Genomic DNA, 13589 nt, shown 5'->3' with positions numbered 1-13589 from the left:
CAGATGCACGCAACCGTGGGCGACCAGCTTGTCCAGCACGGCAGGGTGGTCGGCCAGCACGACCAGGTCACGGAAGTCGTCGAGGTCATGGGCCAGGAGGGCACTCCCCCGTACCGCGTCCGTTTCCCGGACGGGCACGAGGCAGTGATGTCCCCCGGCCCCGACTGCCAGGTCCGCCACAGGGACACGGACCGTTAGCGAAGTACCGCTGGAGCACGGCTCAGGTACGGCTGAGCATCAACGCGGCGTCGCCGGCTGCTGGTAGTGGTCGGCGACCACCCGCGCCATGGCCCCGATCCTGTCGGTGCCGACCTCGTTCGCGGAGAAGAAGACGTGCCCCCGCGCCTCGGGGTGGTTCCGGGCGAGGGTCAGGTGCCGGGACAGCTCGGCCGGGTCCTGCCACGCGGCGGGCTGGGCCGGGTCGCCCGCCTTGTACAGCGCCTCACCGACGTACAGTTTCGTCCCCGTACCTTTCGCGACCCCCGCCCACCAGGGCAGCAGCTTGGCGTAGTCGGCGGCGGCGAAGCCGATGTTCCAGTAGATCTGCGGGCAGATGTAGTCGATCCAGTTCTGCCGCACCCATTTCCTGGTGTCCGCGTACAGGTCGTCGTACGTCTGCACACCCGCCCGGGTGTCCGAGCCGAGCGGGTCGGTCGCCCCGTTGCGCCAGACACCGAAGGGGCTGATCCCGAAGTCGGCGCCGGGACGTACGGCCTTGATGCGGGCGGCTGTCTCCTGGACCAGTCGGTCGATGTTGTCGCGCCGCCAGGAGGCCCGGTCGGGGAAGGCGTCGCCGTACTCCGCGTACTCGGCGTCGTCGTCGAAGGTCTGGCCGGCGACCGGGTACGGGTAGAAGTAGTCGTCCCAGTGGACGCCGTCGATGTCGTACTTCCGCACCGCGTCGAGCATCGCGTCCTGGACGAAGCGCCGGACCTCCGGCAGACCGGGGTTGTAATACAGCTTGCCGCCGTACGGCACCACCCAGTCCGGATTCCTGCGCGCCGGGTGGGAGGCGATCAGCTTGGTGGGGTCGGTGTGGTTGGCGACGCGGTACGGGTTGAACCAGGCGTGCAGTTCGAGACCGCGCGCGTGCGCCTCCTCGACCGCCGTGCCCAGCGGGTCCCAGCCTGGGTCCTTGCCCTGGGTTCCGGTGAGGACCTGTGACCAGGGCTCGAAAGGCGAGGGCCAGAGGGCGTCGGCGGTCGGGCGGACCTGGAGGAACACCGCGTTGAGGCGGCGCCCCACCGCCGTGTCGAGGTGGGTGATCAGCTCGGCGCGCTGCTGGGGGGCGGTCAGCCCCTGCTTCGACGGCCAGTCCCGGTTGGAGACCGTCGCCAGCCACATGCCCCGCAGTTCGCGGGTCGCCCGCTTGCCCTTCCCGTCGCCGTTCGGCCGGCTCGGTTCCGCACCGGCCAGGGCGGCCCCCGTCACCGCCCCGCCCGCCACGAGGGTCGACAGGGCGGTCACCGCGAACGCCCGCCGTGACATGCGCGCGTGCCGCGCCTTCCCGCTCATTCCCGTACCTCCGATATGTGCTGTGTCGGACAAGTCACAGACCGTCCTGACCCGTCCCGGGTCACACTCCCATGTGAGGCCCGGACAATTGGGCAATGGCCGCCGCGGGTAACGTGCAGGTTTGGCGCAGGCCCCGGACGGACGGAAGACCCCGGACGACGGCGGGCCCGCGAAGGCCGGACGGCCAGTGATGAGGCTCTGTGAAAGGGACGATGTGACGGACAGCCCAGCGGGAGAGATCTCGCGCGTCGGAGTTGTGGGCTGCGGCCAGATGGGAGCGGGCATCGCCGAGGTGTGCGCCCGCTCCGGGCTGGACGTGAAGGTCGCCGAGACCACCGGCGAAGCCCTGGAGTTCGGCCGTACCCGGCTGTTCAACTCCCTTTCCAAGGCGGCCGAACGCGGCAAGATCACCGCGGCGGAGCGGGACGAGACGCTGGCGCGGCTCAGTTTCACCACCGACCTCGGCGAGTTCGCCGACCGCGACCTGGTGATCGAGGCCGTCGTCGAGAACGAGCAGGTGAAGACCGAGATCTTCCAGGTGCTCGACCAGGTGGTCACCCGCCCGGACGCGATCCTCGCCTCCAACACCTCCTCGATCCCCCTGGTGAAGCTGGCCGTCGCCACCTCCCGGCCCGACCAGGTCGTCGGCATCCACTTCTTCAACCCGGCCCCGGTGCAGCAGCTCGTCGAGCTGATCCCGGCGCTCACCACCTCCGAGGGCACCCTCGCCCGCGCCCAGCTGTTCGCCGAGAAGACCCTCGGCAAGCACGCGATCCGCGCCCAGGACCGCTCGGGCTTCGTGGTGAACGCCCTGCTGATCCCGTACCTGCTCTCCGCGATCCGGATGTTCGAGTCGGGCATGGCCAGCCGCGAGGACATCGACAACGGCATGGAGATGGGCTGCGCCCACCCGATGGGCCCCCTGAAGCTCTCCGACCTGATCGGCCTGGACACGGTCGCCTCGGTCGCCTACAGCATGTACGAGGAATACAAGGAACCGCTGTACGCCGCTCCCCCGCTGCTCCAGCGCATGGTCGACGCGGGCCGGCTGGGCCGGAAGTCGGGCTCGGGCTTCTACACCTACGGATAAATGTCACCCGGCGTCACATTTGGGCGCACGTGGGCCCGGCACTCTTCGGAGTGCCGGGCCCGCGGCATTCACACACCGTGTGCGCACCGGACACGCATATGCCGCGCGCACACTCTCCCCGCGCGCCCACCAGGCGAGTTGACTCTTCATGCACACACAAGGGATGTGACGACTACGGAAAGGAGCGGACAAGTGACCGCCGATCCCGAACATCCCACGGCCCATGGAGAACTCGCAGAGTTACGCCGCCGCCTCGATGTCGCGTACGCACGTGTCGAAGGAGGGCTGGCCCTGCTCAGCCATCGCACGAAGGAGACGGACAAGGAAGTCGACGACCTGAGCACACGCGTCGTCCACCTCGAACACGCCCGATGGCCACTGCCGGCCGTCGCGGCCCTCACAGCCCTCGGAGCACTGGCCGTGACGGTCTGGCAGGTCCTCGGGCGCTAAGAAGTGCCCTGGGTGTCCTCGCCGAGCCTGAGATGGTGCAACAGCAGTAGCGCGGCCGCCATGTTGGCGGCCGGGACCTCCCCGCGGGCGACCATGTCGGGGACGAGCTTGAGCGGGATCCACTCCCGTCGGTCCGACTCGAAGTCGTCCACGGGGTGACCGATGTACTCGCCCTCCTCGGCCCAGTAGATGTGGTGCCGGGCGTCGGTGAGCCCGTTGGACGGCTCGACGCTCATCAGATGCCGCAGCGGTCCCGGTCGCCAGCCCGTCTCCTCCTCCAGTTCCCTGGCGGCCGCGAAGGCGATGTCCTCGCCGTCCTCCACGACCCCGGCCGCGAGTTCCCACCCCCAGCTGTCCGTGATGAACCGGTGCCGCCAGAGCAGGAGCACCTCATTGGCCTCGTTCACCACCGTGGCCACGGCGACGGGCCTCAGCCGTATCAGGAAGTGGTCGAGATGCCGCCCGTCCGGCAGCTCGACATCTGCGAGATTGACCCTGAACCAGCGGTTTTCATACACAGTTTGTTCGTTCTGTTTCGTCCACTGCACTGTTCTGCCACCTTCCGCCGAGTAGATGGCAATATGGCAGCAGGAACGTTCTGACAGCAGGCGCACAGAAAGCGACGCACAGCGCGGTCACCCGAGATCCCGCGCGCCAAAGGTGCCCGGCGGAGGGTGTCTAGAGCGGTACGCGCAGGGCCCCGTCGATCAGTTCGGCTGCCTCGGCCGTGCCCGCGCAGCCGTTGCGCACCAGGTGTTCGCGTACCGCCCGGAGTCTGTCGCGCAACCGCTGGGACTCCATTCCGCGTGCCTGCTCGGCCATCTGCACCGCGGTGGCCACGGCCTTGTCGGCGTTGCCCCGGCGCAGTTCGATCTGGCTGAGCATGGCGAGCCGGTGCACTCTGCCCCGGTCGTGCGCCGGGGTGTCCACGGCGGCCGTCGCGTGCTCCCCCGCCGCCGCCAGATCGCCGAGGCTCAGCAACGCCTCCGCCACCTGGACGTTGACCAACCCCGGCTGGACATAGCCGGTTTCGTCGGGCTCGTAACCGCGCCGGATGCGTTCGGCGGCCTGCTCGGCCCGCCGGATGCAGGACAGCGCGCTGCTGCCGTCGCCCAGGTGCGCGTACGCCTTGGCCTGCATCGCGTAGAGGTCTGAGGCGAGCGCCGGCGTGATGTGCTTGCCCGCGGCGCGCAGCGCGGCCTCCGCGAAGGCGACGGCCTGCCGGAACTCCCGCATGAACAAAGCCTGGTTGACCAGCAGCCCGATGACGTACGCCCCGAGTCCCTGGTCCCCGCTCGCCTTCGCCAGCCGAAGCGCCTGGTGGAAATAGCGCTGGGCGAGACCGTGGGCATCGGAGTCGTACGCGCAGATGCCGGCGATCGCCACCAACCCGCCGGTGGCCCGGTGCAGTTGGCGGCCGGTGGCGTCGGTGTAGCTGCCGCGCAGCAGGGGCGCGGTCTCGGCGTTCAGGAAGCCGACGATCCGGGTCCGGGTCGCGACGCCGCCGGCCTTGCGGTACATCTGCTCGTAGTGGGCGCGGGCCGAGCGGAGCATCTCGATGTCGGCCATGCTGACCCGGTGTCTGCCGCCGCGCGACACGTCGACGTCCTCGGGCGGGTTCTCCCACTCCCACACCGGCATCACCGCGGGTGTGCCGGTGACGGCGGGGGCGCCGAGTATGTGCGGACGCTGCTGTTCGTCGGAGCGCCACAGGGCGGTCGCCCGCTCGACGAACCCGGACAGCGAGGTACCTGCCGAGCCGGTCGGACCGGCGGTCTCGCCCGGTACTCCGAGGCCGATGTCGTCGAGTCTGACCGGGCGGTGCAGCCGGGTGGCGAGCACCTCGCAGATCAGGTCGGGCACCTGGCCACGCGGGCGCTGTCCCTTCAACCACCGCGCCACAGCGGTGTGTTCGTACCTCAGGGCCAGGCCCCGCGCCCGGCCCGCCTGATTCACATGTGCGGCGAGTCCCGCGTGCGAGATGCCCGCCTCGTCGAGGATCGCGTCGAGCAGGGTGTTGGGCTGCATGGATGCCCTCCGGTGGCTCGGTGCCGACGGCGCACCTACCGTGCCCGTCAGCGTAGTGTGTCCGGGTTCACACGGGGTGTGATCGAAGTACGCGAATTCGTAGCGTGTGCACGCTGTTGCGGAGAGTTTCTTTCCGGTTGACTGAAATGCCTCGCAAGAGGCTGCCGGGCCGCCGGCTCCCCCTCGTAAGTGCGGCGGCCTGGCTCCGCCGGTTGGGCAGGGGGCACCTTCGGTCGTGGGTTGCCCGCGGCTCACGTGACTTGATGGGCCACCGGGGGTTCCTGTTGCCGCCTCGGGATGTGGCCGCGGTCGTTTCTCAGCACAAGTACCGCCACGTCGTCCGTCGGGGGGCCGCCGGTGTGGCTCAGCAAGCGGGAGAAGACGGCCTGGAGTACCGCCTGCGGGGAAACCGGCTGGGTGCGGACGGCGCCCGCCAGTACCGCCGAGAGCGGAAAGAACCGGCCATGCGCATCCCGCGCGTCCTCGACCCCGTCCGTGTACAGCAACAGGGCCTCGCCGGGGAGAAGTCGGCCGTAGTGCGCGGCGGAGAGCTCGGCCGGCAAGGGGAACGGGCCCAGCGGGGGCAGCGGTTCACCGGCCGTGAGTACGTCGGCACAGCCGCCGCTGAGCAGATACGGGGCCGGGTGGCCGCAGTTGAGGGCGCGCATCTCGCCGTCCCCGCGGATCTCCAGGAGCAGTACGGTGACGAACTCCTCGGCGACCGGGCTGTCGGGGTCCAGCGCGGCCGAGGGCCCCGCCGAGGGGTGTTCGGCGCGTGCCCGTTCGCCCAGGTGCCGGGCCAGTGCCCGCTCCAACCGCCGCAGTACGCTGCCGAGTTCGGCCTCGTCGTGCACGGCCTCACGGAAGCTGCCGAGGACGGCGGCGACGGTCCCGATGGCGCCGATGCCGTGTCCGCGCACATCGCCCATCACCACGCGTACGCCGTGCTCGGTGGCGATGACCTCGTACAGGTCCCCGCCGATCACGGCACCCCTGTCCGCCGACAGCTGGGCGGCGGCGACCCGCAGACCGTCGATGCGCTGCGGCAGCGGACGCAGCAGCACGCTCTGCGCCTCCCCGGCGACCTGCCGGGCCAGCCTCAACTCGCGCAGGAGCTCCCGGCGGACGTGGAGGACGAGCCCGGTCCCGACGGCGAAGAAGACGGCGCTGGTGACGATCCGCGCCCCCAGCCCGTGCTGCTGGGCGACCGGACAGGCCAGCTTGTACGTGATCGCCGTAGCACCCCACACCGTGGGCAGCGCGATCGAGAGCACCCGACGCAGGGACTGCCGCTCGACACGCCGGGCCGCCTGCCGTTCGGGTGTCCGACGCCGGCACCGCGTCCCCGCTCCCCCGATCCGGAACCTGCATCCCCGCCCCACGAACGCGGCCCGCAGCCGCCCCGTCCGGAGCCGAGCCCCGCAGGAAACCCCAGCCTTGATACGGATCATGCCGATGGCCCCCCAGTCAGGCCCTGACAACACAAATCGGACCGGCCCCGAAAGACCGGTCCGATTCTGTCGACCACATGCCCCGAAGGGACCAGATCACCCCAACTTGTCACCCAAAGGAGTGAAGTGACCGATGGGTGGTGTGGGGAACTGCGCGAACAGCCACAACGGACCCGCGGCCAACGAACGATCCCCACACCCCGACGGCGCCGGCGCTAGCTCCGCAACACCGCTCCCGTACGCTCCCCGGCGAGAGCGACAGCCGCGTCCCGAGCGGCCGACGCCTCATCCACGGTCAACGTGCGGTCATCGGCCCGGAACCGCAACGCATAGGCGAGGGACTTCCGCCCCTCCCCCAACTGCTCACCGCTCTCGTACACATCGAACAACCGAATGGACTCCAGAAGGGCCCCCGCACCCTCCCGCAGCGCCGCCTCGACGTCCGCGTGCGGCACCTCGCGCGCGACGACCAGGGCGACATCCTGCGTGGCGACCGGGAACGTCGAGATCTTCGGCCCCTTGGGCACGCCCGAACTCGCCGCCGCCAGCCGGTCCAGGTTCAGCTCCATCGCACAGGTGCGCGCGGGCAGATGCAGGGCCTTCAGGACGCGCGGGTGCAGCTCACCGGCGTACCCGATGACCTGCTCGGAGCCGTCGGCCACGACCACCAGCTCGGCGCAGCGGCCGGGGTGCCACGGGCCGTACTGGCCCGCGCGGACGAGGAGTTCGGTGCCGGCCTCGTGGGCCAGACTCCGCGCCGCCTCGATCGCGTCGGCCCAGTCGGCCGGACGGCCCTTGCCCCACCAGCCGGCCTGCTCGCGGGCGCCCGCGAGGACGACGGCGGCGTGCCGGGGCTGGACGGGGAGCGCGGCCGTGAGGGACGCGATCTCCTCGTCCGTGGGACGCCGGTCGACCGGGAGACGCCCGGCGATCAGCAGCTCGTCCTGGGGGTGGAAGACGAGGCCCGTCTCGAACAGGGCCAGGTCGTGGCTGCCCCGCCCGTCGTTGCGGCGCAGCGCCTGGAGCAGGCCGGGCAGCAGCGTCGTACGGAGTGCGGGCTCCTCGTCGGAGAGCGGGTTGGCCAGCCTGACGACCTTGCGCTTCGGGTCGTCGGCGGCCAGGCCGAGCTGGTCGAAGGCCTGCTCGCCGATGAACGGGTAGTTCAGCGCCTCCACGTAACCCGCTCCGGCCAGCGCGCGGCCGACACGGCGGTGCAGTCGCTGCCGGTCGGTCAGACCGCGGCCCGCCGGGGGCTTGGGCAGGGTGGAGGGCAGGTTCTCGTAGCCCTCCAGGCGGATGACCTCTTCGGCGAGGTCGTTCGGGTCCGTCAGGTCGGGGCGCCAGGACGGGACGGTGACGATCAGCTCGTCCTTCCCGTACACGTCACAGCCGACCTCCTGGAGACGGCGTACGACGGTCTCGCGGCCGTACTCGACGCCCGCGACCCGGTCGGGGTGGTTCGCCGGGATGGAGATCGTGTGCGGCGCGGACGGCGAGATGACCTCGGTGACGCCCGCGTCGGCGGTGCCGCCGGCGAGGAGGACCAGGAGGTCGACCGTGCGCTGGGCGGCGGCCGAGGCGGCCTGCGGGTCGACACCGCGCTCGAAGCGCTTGGACGCCTCGGAGGCCAGCTTGTGACGACGGGCCGTGCGCGCGATGGTGATCGCGTCGAAGTGGGCGGCCTCGATGACGACCTCGGTGGTGGTGCCCTCGGTGTCGTCGATCTCGGTGTTGGCACCGCCCATGACGCCCGCGAGGCCGATGGCACCGCGGTCGTCGACGATGAGCAGGTCCTCGGCGTCGAGCGTGCGCGTGACGCCGTCGAGGGTGGTGAGCTTCTCGCCCGGCTCGGCCCGGCGCACGCCGATGGCGCCCTGGACGCGGGAGCGGTCGTACGCGTGCAGGGGCTGGCCCAGCTCCAGCATCACGTAGTTGGTGATGTCGACGGCGAGCGAGATCGGGCGCATGCCCGCCTTCTGGAGGCGGCGCCTGAGCCAGATCGGGGACTGCGCGTCCGGGTCGAGCCCGGTCACCGTGCGGGCGGTGAAGCGGTCGCAGGCGAACGGGTCGGAGACCTGGACCGGGTAGCCGTAGGCGTTCGGGGCCGGTACGTCGAGCAGGGCCGGGTCGCGCAGCGGCAGACCGTAGGCGATGGCGGTCTCGCGGGCAATGCCACGCAGCGAGAGCGCGTATCCGCGGTCGGGTGTGACGGCGATGTCGAGGACCTCGTCGACGAGCTGGAGCAGCTCGATGGCGTCGGTGCCGACCTCGTGCTCCGGCGACAGGACGATGATGCCGCCGCTGCCGTCGTCGCCCATGCCCAGCTCGTCGCCGGAGCAGATCATGCCGTGGGAGGTGTGGCCGTACGTCTTGCGCGCGGCGATCGCGAAGTCACCGGGCAGGACGGCGCCCGGGAGGACCACGACGACCTTGTCGCCGACGGCGAAGTTGCGGGCGCCGCAGACGATCTCCTGGGGCTCACCGGTGCCGTTGGCGGTGCCGACGTCGACGGTGCAGAAGCGGATCGGCTTCTTGAAGCCCTCCAGCTCCTCGATGGTGAGCACCTGGCCGACGACCAGGGGGCCCTTGAGGCCTGCGCCGACCTGCTCGACGGACTCGACCTCGAGGCCGACCGTGATCAGCTTCTCCTGGACGTCCCGGCCGGTCTGAGTCGCCGGCAGGTCGACGTACTCCCGCAGCCAAGAAAGCGGGACCCGCATCAGATCTCCATCCCGAACGGCCGGGTGAACCGGACGTCGCCCTCGACCATGTCTCGCATGTCCTCGACGTTGTGGCGGAACATCAGCATCCGCTCGATGCCGAACCCGAAGGCGAATCCGCTGTACTTCTCGGGGTCGACGCCGCACGCGACGAGCACGCGCGGGTTGACCATTCCGCAGCCGCCCAGCTCGATCCAGCCCTCGCTGGAGCAGGTCCGGCAGGGGCGGTCCGGGTTGCCGACGGACGCGCCCTTGCAGACGTAGCAGAGCATGTCCATCTCGGCGGACGGCTCGGTGAAGGGGAAGTAGTTGGGCCGCAGCCGCGTCTTCGTGTCCGGGCCGAAGAGCGACTGGACCATGTGGTCCATGGTGCCCTTGAGGTCGGCCATGGTCAGGCCCTCGTCGATCGCCAGCAGCTCGATCTGGTGGAAGACGGGGGTGTGCGTGGCGTCCAGCTCGTCGGTGCGGTACACGCGGCCGGGGCACACGATGTAGACCGGCGGCTCGCGGTCGAGCATGGAGCGGGCCTGGACGGGCGAGGTGTGCGTCCGCAGGACGACACCGGACTCGTCGCCCACGGTCCCCTTGGGGCCCTCGACGAAGAAGGTGTCCTGCATCTGCCGGGCCGGGTGGTCCGGGGTGAAGTTGAGGGCGTCGAAGTTGAACCACTCCGCCTCGACCTCGGGGCCCTCGGCGACCTCGTACCCCATGGAGACGAAGACGTCCGCGACGCGCTCCATGAACGTGGTCAGCGGGTGGCGGGCGCCGGCCTGCGCGCGGTCGTACGGCAGTGTGACGTCCACCGCCTCCTCGACCAGCACGCGGGTGTCCCGCTCGGCCTCCAGCTCGGTCTGGCGGGCGGCGAGCGCCTTGCTGACGGCGCCCCTGGCCTGGCCGACGAGCTTGCCGGCGGCGGCCTTGGCCTGCGGGGGCAGCGCGCCGATCTCGCGGTTGGCGAGGGCCAGCGGCGAGGTCCCGCCGGTGTGGGCGACCTTGGCCTCCTGGAGGGCGTCGAGGGAGTCCGCGGCGGCGAAGGCGGCGAGCGCCTCGTCCCGCAGGCGCTCGATCGCTTCCGGTTTCAGGGCCTCGACCTCTACAGGGTCGTACGACTTGTTCGGTGCCGACATCTCTTCCCGTGCTTCCGGTTGGCTGGCGGATGGTCCCCGTCTACGGCTCGGAGACGAATGGTCCACAGAGAGGGACGCAAAGGTGCCAAAGGCCGATTCTAACGGGGGTGAGGTGGGGGAACGCGCCCGTGGGGCCTCGTCGGCGTTACTGCAGGTACGCCGGGGTGCTCACGGGCAGCATAAATCGGAACTCGGCGCCGCCGCCGGGGGCGCGGCCGACCGTGATGGAGCCGCCGTGGGCCTCGACGATGCCCTTGACGATGTACAGCCCGAGGCCCGTGCCGCCGCGCTTGCTGCCCCGCCAGAAGCGGGTGAAGACGCGGTTCATGGACTCCTCCGGGATGCCGGGCCCTTCGTCGCTCACCGTGACCGACGTGGCCGTGTTCTGGTCGGCGTCCTCCTCACGGGGGGACAGCGCGGCCGTGACCTCGATGGTGACGGTTCCCTCGCCGTGGCGCACCGCGTTTTCCAGCAGGTTGCTGAGCACCTGGTCGACCTTGTCGGGATCGGCCCAGAGCGCGGGCAGTGGCTGTTCCATCCGGAGCAGGAACCGGTCGGCGGGCTGGCCGGCGGCCACGTACGCCTGGATGTGCCGTCCGACGGCGGCGCCCATGTCGACGGGCTGGCGGCGCAGTTCGAGGCGTCCGGAGTCGATGCGCGAGATGTCGAGGAGTTCGGCGATGAGCCGGGTGACGCGGTTGGCGTCGGCGTCGACGGTCTCCAGCATCAGTTTCTTCTGGTCGTCGGTGAACCGTTCCCACTTCGCGAGCAGGGTCGCGGTGAAGCCCTTGACGGAGGTGAGCGGCGAGCGCAGTTCGTGGGCGACGATGGCGATCAGCTCGGCATGGCTGCGCTCGGTGCGGCGGCGGGCCTCGGTGTCACGCAGGGAGACGACGACCCGGCGGACGGGTCCGGTGGGGTGCGTACGGAGGTAGCGCGCCGAGACGAGCACTTCGCGCCCGCCGGGCAGCAGCAGGTTCCGCTCGGGCTGGCCGTTCCTGATCGCGAGCCCGCCGTAGGGGTCGGTGAGCTGCCACCAGCGGCGCCCTTCGAGGTCTTCTAACGGCAGGGCCCGTTCGAGCCGCAGGCCCAGGGCGTGGGCGGCGGGGAGGGTGGTGATGCGCTGGGCGGCGGCGTTGAAGCAGATCACCCGGCCGTGCTCGTCGGCGACGACGAGTCCGTCGGGCAGGTCGTCGGGGTCGATGCCCAGCTCGGCGCCGAGTCCGGCGCCGAGTCCGTCTCCGGGCCCGGCGGGATCACCGTGCGGGGAGGCGGGCTGGCTCCGCAATTCCCATGCCCCCAGTGTTCCGCTCGTGCCGACAGTCATCCCCGAACCCCACCTCTCGGACTGGCGCAGTGGGCCCCCGAGCCCGTCACCCTACTAGCTCTCGGTGACGGAGCGGCACCCTCCGGAGGCGCGCTGTGCACGGGCGGACGCGTAGAGACATACGGCGGCGGCGGTCGCCAGGTTCAGGCTTTCCGCCTTTCCGTGGATCGGAACGCGCACTACGGCGTCGGTCAGCGCGCGCGTCTCCTCCGGGAGCCCCCAGGCCTCGTTCCCGAACACCCAGGCGGTGGGCCCGCCCATGGTCCCCTTGTCCAGCTCGTCGTCGAGGTCGTCCGGGCCCGCGCCGTCGGCGGCCAGAATCCGTACACCGGCGTCCCTGAGCCCGGCCACGGCCTCCTCGACGGGTACGCCGACGGCCACGGGCAGATGGAACAGGGAGCCCACGGAGGCCCGTACGGCCTTGGGGTTGTACAGGTCCACGGAGGCGTCGGTGAGGACGACCGCCTCGGCGCCCGCGGCGTCCGCGCACCGCAGTACGGTGCCGGCGTTCCCGGGGTCGCGCACGTTCGCGAGGACGGCGACGAGCCGTGGCCGTGCCTTGAGGATGTCCTCGAACGAGGTGTCGAGGAACCGGCAGATCCCGACGAGCCCCTGTGGGGTGACGGTGGTGGAGATGTCGGCGATGACGTCCTCGTCGGCGAGGTGCACGCGGGCTCCGGCGGCGCGCGCCTCCCCGACGAGGTCGGCGTACCGCTCCGCGGCGCCGACCGTGGCGAACAGTTCGACCAGGGTGTCCGCGTGCCCGGCCGCCTCCCGCACGGCCTGCGGCCCCTCCGCGAGGAACAGCCGCTCCTTGCTGCGGAAGTTCCGCCGGGCGAGCCGCCGCGCGGCGGACACGCGGGGCGAGCGCGGGGAGATCAGCTCGGGGGTGGTGCCGGACATGGGTCACCTTTCGCGGGTTGGGTGCGTTGTCGGGTGCGGGTGAGTGGGGGCTGGTCGCGCAGTTCCCCGCGCCCCGGAAAAGACCCGGCCCTGCGGGCCGAAAAGCATGGGGCGCAGCCCCTGCTTTTCAGGGGCGCGGGGAACTGCGCGAGAAGTCCCCACCGGACCCGCACCCGACAACGCACCCAAAAAAACGCCAGGGCCCACAGGTGGCGAACACCTGTGGGCCCGGCATCACATCACACGCGGCTCAAAGCCAGCGCGAGCGTCACGCAGCCTTGGGCGCGTTGACGTCCGACGGCAGGGCCTTCTGCGCGACCTCGACGAGCGCGGCGAACGCGGGGGCGTCGTTGACGGCGAGCTCCGCGAGGATCTTGCGGTCCACCTCGATGTTGGCGGCGTTCAGACCCTGGATGAGGCGGTTGTACGTCATGCCGTTCTGGCGGGCAGCGGCGTTGATGCGCTGGATCCACAGCCGACGGAAGTCGCCCTTGCGCTTCTTGCGGTCGTTGTAGTTGTAGACCAGGGAGTGGGTGACCTGCTCCTTGGCCTTGCGGTACAGGCGCGAACGCTGACCGCGGTAGCCCTTGGCGGCCTCGAGGATCGCCCGGCGCTTCTTGTGGGCGTTTACTGCCCGCTTGACGCGTGCCACTTTTAACTCCTTGCAGCGGGGCCGTGGTTGTCGTCACACGGCCCGATTTCGATGGGGTCCCGGTCTTCAGACGTACTTACGGCGCACAGGCGCCGGTACGTCACTTGCCGAGAAGCTTCTTGATCTTCTTGGCGTCACCCGGGGCCATCTCGGCGGTGCCGGTGAGGCGCCGCGTCACACGGGACGACTTGTGCTCGAGCAGGTGGCGCTTGCCGGCACGCTCGCGGAGCACCTTGCCGGAGCCGGTGATCTTGAAGCGCTTGCTGGCACCGCTGTGCGACTTGTTCTTCGGCATAGCGCCGTTCTCTCCTCGTCAGTGGCGCTCC

General features: G+C 70.6%; 13 protein-coding genes. 3 read left to right on the top strand and 10 right to left on the bottom strand.

Going from position 1 to position 13589, the window contains the following annotated elements; all coding sequences use genetic code 11:
• Positions 1-3 precede the first annotated feature (3 nt).
• On the top strand, positions 4-198 hold the full coding sequence (locus tag ACW4TU_RS37145) for a DUF1918 domain-containing protein (protein WP_457420604.1): 195 nt from the start codon (positions 4-6) through the stop codon (positions 196-198).
• Between the two features lie 39 nt (positions 199-237).
• Here the strand turns inward: ACW4TU_RS37145 and ACW4TU_RS37140 are convergent, their stop codons facing one another.
• Entirely contained in the window at positions 238-1515 is a 1278-nt protein-coding gene (locus tag ACW4TU_RS37140) for a glycoside hydrolase family 10-like protein (protein ID WP_457420602.1), read from the bottom strand.
• Positions 1516-1705: 190 nt separating this feature from the next.
• Here ACW4TU_RS37140 and ACW4TU_RS37135 point away from each other — a divergent pair, with 190 nt between their 5' ends.
• Positions 1706-2605, top strand: coding sequence for a 3-hydroxybutyryl-CoA dehydrogenase (locus tag ACW4TU_RS37135; protein ID WP_457430513.1), 900 nt, complete (start codon positions 1706-1708; stop codon positions 2603-2605).
• Positions 2606-2797: 192 nt separating this feature from the next.
• Positions 2798-3055 (top strand): hypothetical protein, encoded by a 258-nt coding sequence (locus ACW4TU_RS37130; protein WP_457420600.1) that lies wholly within the window; start codon positions 2798-2800, stop codon positions 3053-3055.
• Here ACW4TU_RS37130 and ACW4TU_RS37125 read toward each other — a convergent pair.
• The 9 genes from ACW4TU_RS37125 to rpmI form a co-directional block, all read right to left on the bottom strand.
• Positions 3052-3603 (bottom strand): NUDIX hydrolase, encoded by a 552-nt coding sequence (locus tag ACW4TU_RS37125; RefSeq protein WP_457420598.1) that lies wholly within the window; start codon positions 3601-3603, stop codon positions 3052-3054. The two genes, ACW4TU_RS37130 and ACW4TU_RS37125, sit on opposite strands and share 4 nt — an antisense overlap.
• Before the next feature lie 130 nt (positions 3604-3733).
• Positions 3734-5083 (bottom strand): NsdA family TPR-like regulatory protein, encoded by a 1350-nt coding sequence (locus tag ACW4TU_RS37120; RefSeq protein ID WP_457420596.1) that lies wholly within the window; start codon positions 5081-5083, stop codon positions 3734-3736.
• Between the two features lie 251 nt (positions 5084-5334).
• Positions 5335-6348 carry a PP2C family protein-serine/threonine phosphatase gene (locus ACW4TU_RS37115; RefSeq protein ID WP_457430511.1) on the bottom strand — a complete coding sequence of 338 codons (1014 nt, stop codon included), beginning with the start codon at positions 6346-6348 and terminating at the stop codon, positions 5335-5337.
• A gap of 401 nt (positions 6349-6749) precedes the next feature.
• Entirely contained in the window at positions 6750-9254 is a 2505-nt protein-coding gene (gene pheT, locus ACW4TU_RS37110; protein WP_457420594.1) for a phenylalanine--tRNA ligase subunit beta, read from the bottom strand.
• Positions 9254-10381 carry a phenylalanine--tRNA ligase subunit alpha gene (gene pheS, locus ACW4TU_RS37105; protein ID WP_457420592.1) on the bottom strand — a complete coding sequence of 376 codons (1128 nt, stop codon included), beginning with the start codon at positions 10379-10381 and terminating at the stop codon, positions 9254-9256. Before pheS ends, pheT begins: the two co-directional genes overlap by 1 nt.
• A gap of 145 nt (positions 10382-10526) precedes the next feature.
• Positions 10527-11708 (bottom strand): sensor histidine kinase, encoded by a 1182-nt coding sequence (locus ACW4TU_RS37100; RefSeq protein WP_457420590.1) that lies wholly within the window; start codon positions 11706-11708, stop codon positions 10527-10529.
• A gap of 54 nt (positions 11709-11762) precedes the next feature.
• Complete coding sequence (locus ACW4TU_RS37095; protein ID WP_457420588.1) at positions 11763-12611, bottom strand: TrmH family RNA methyltransferase; 849 nt, start codon at positions 12609-12611, stop codon at positions 11763-11765.
• Positions 12612-12879: 268 nt separating this feature from the next.
• Positions 12880-13263 carry a 50S ribosomal protein L20 gene (gene rplT, locus ACW4TU_RS37090; protein ID WP_164315220.1) on the bottom strand — a complete coding sequence of 128 codons (384 nt, stop codon included), beginning with the start codon at positions 13261-13263 and terminating at the stop codon, positions 12880-12882.
• 100 nt (positions 13264-13363) lie between these two features.
• On the bottom strand, positions 13364-13558 hold the full coding sequence (gene rpmI, locus ACW4TU_RS37085) for a 50S ribosomal protein L35 (protein WP_073499621.1): 195 nt from the start codon (positions 13556-13558) through the stop codon (positions 13364-13366).
• Positions 13559-13589 lie beyond the last annotated feature (31 nt).

This window comes from Streptomyces kryoterrae (genome assembly GCF_054072135.1).
Note: the sequence above shows the minus strand (reverse complement) of the source record. Positions and strands in the feature narration are given on the sequence as shown.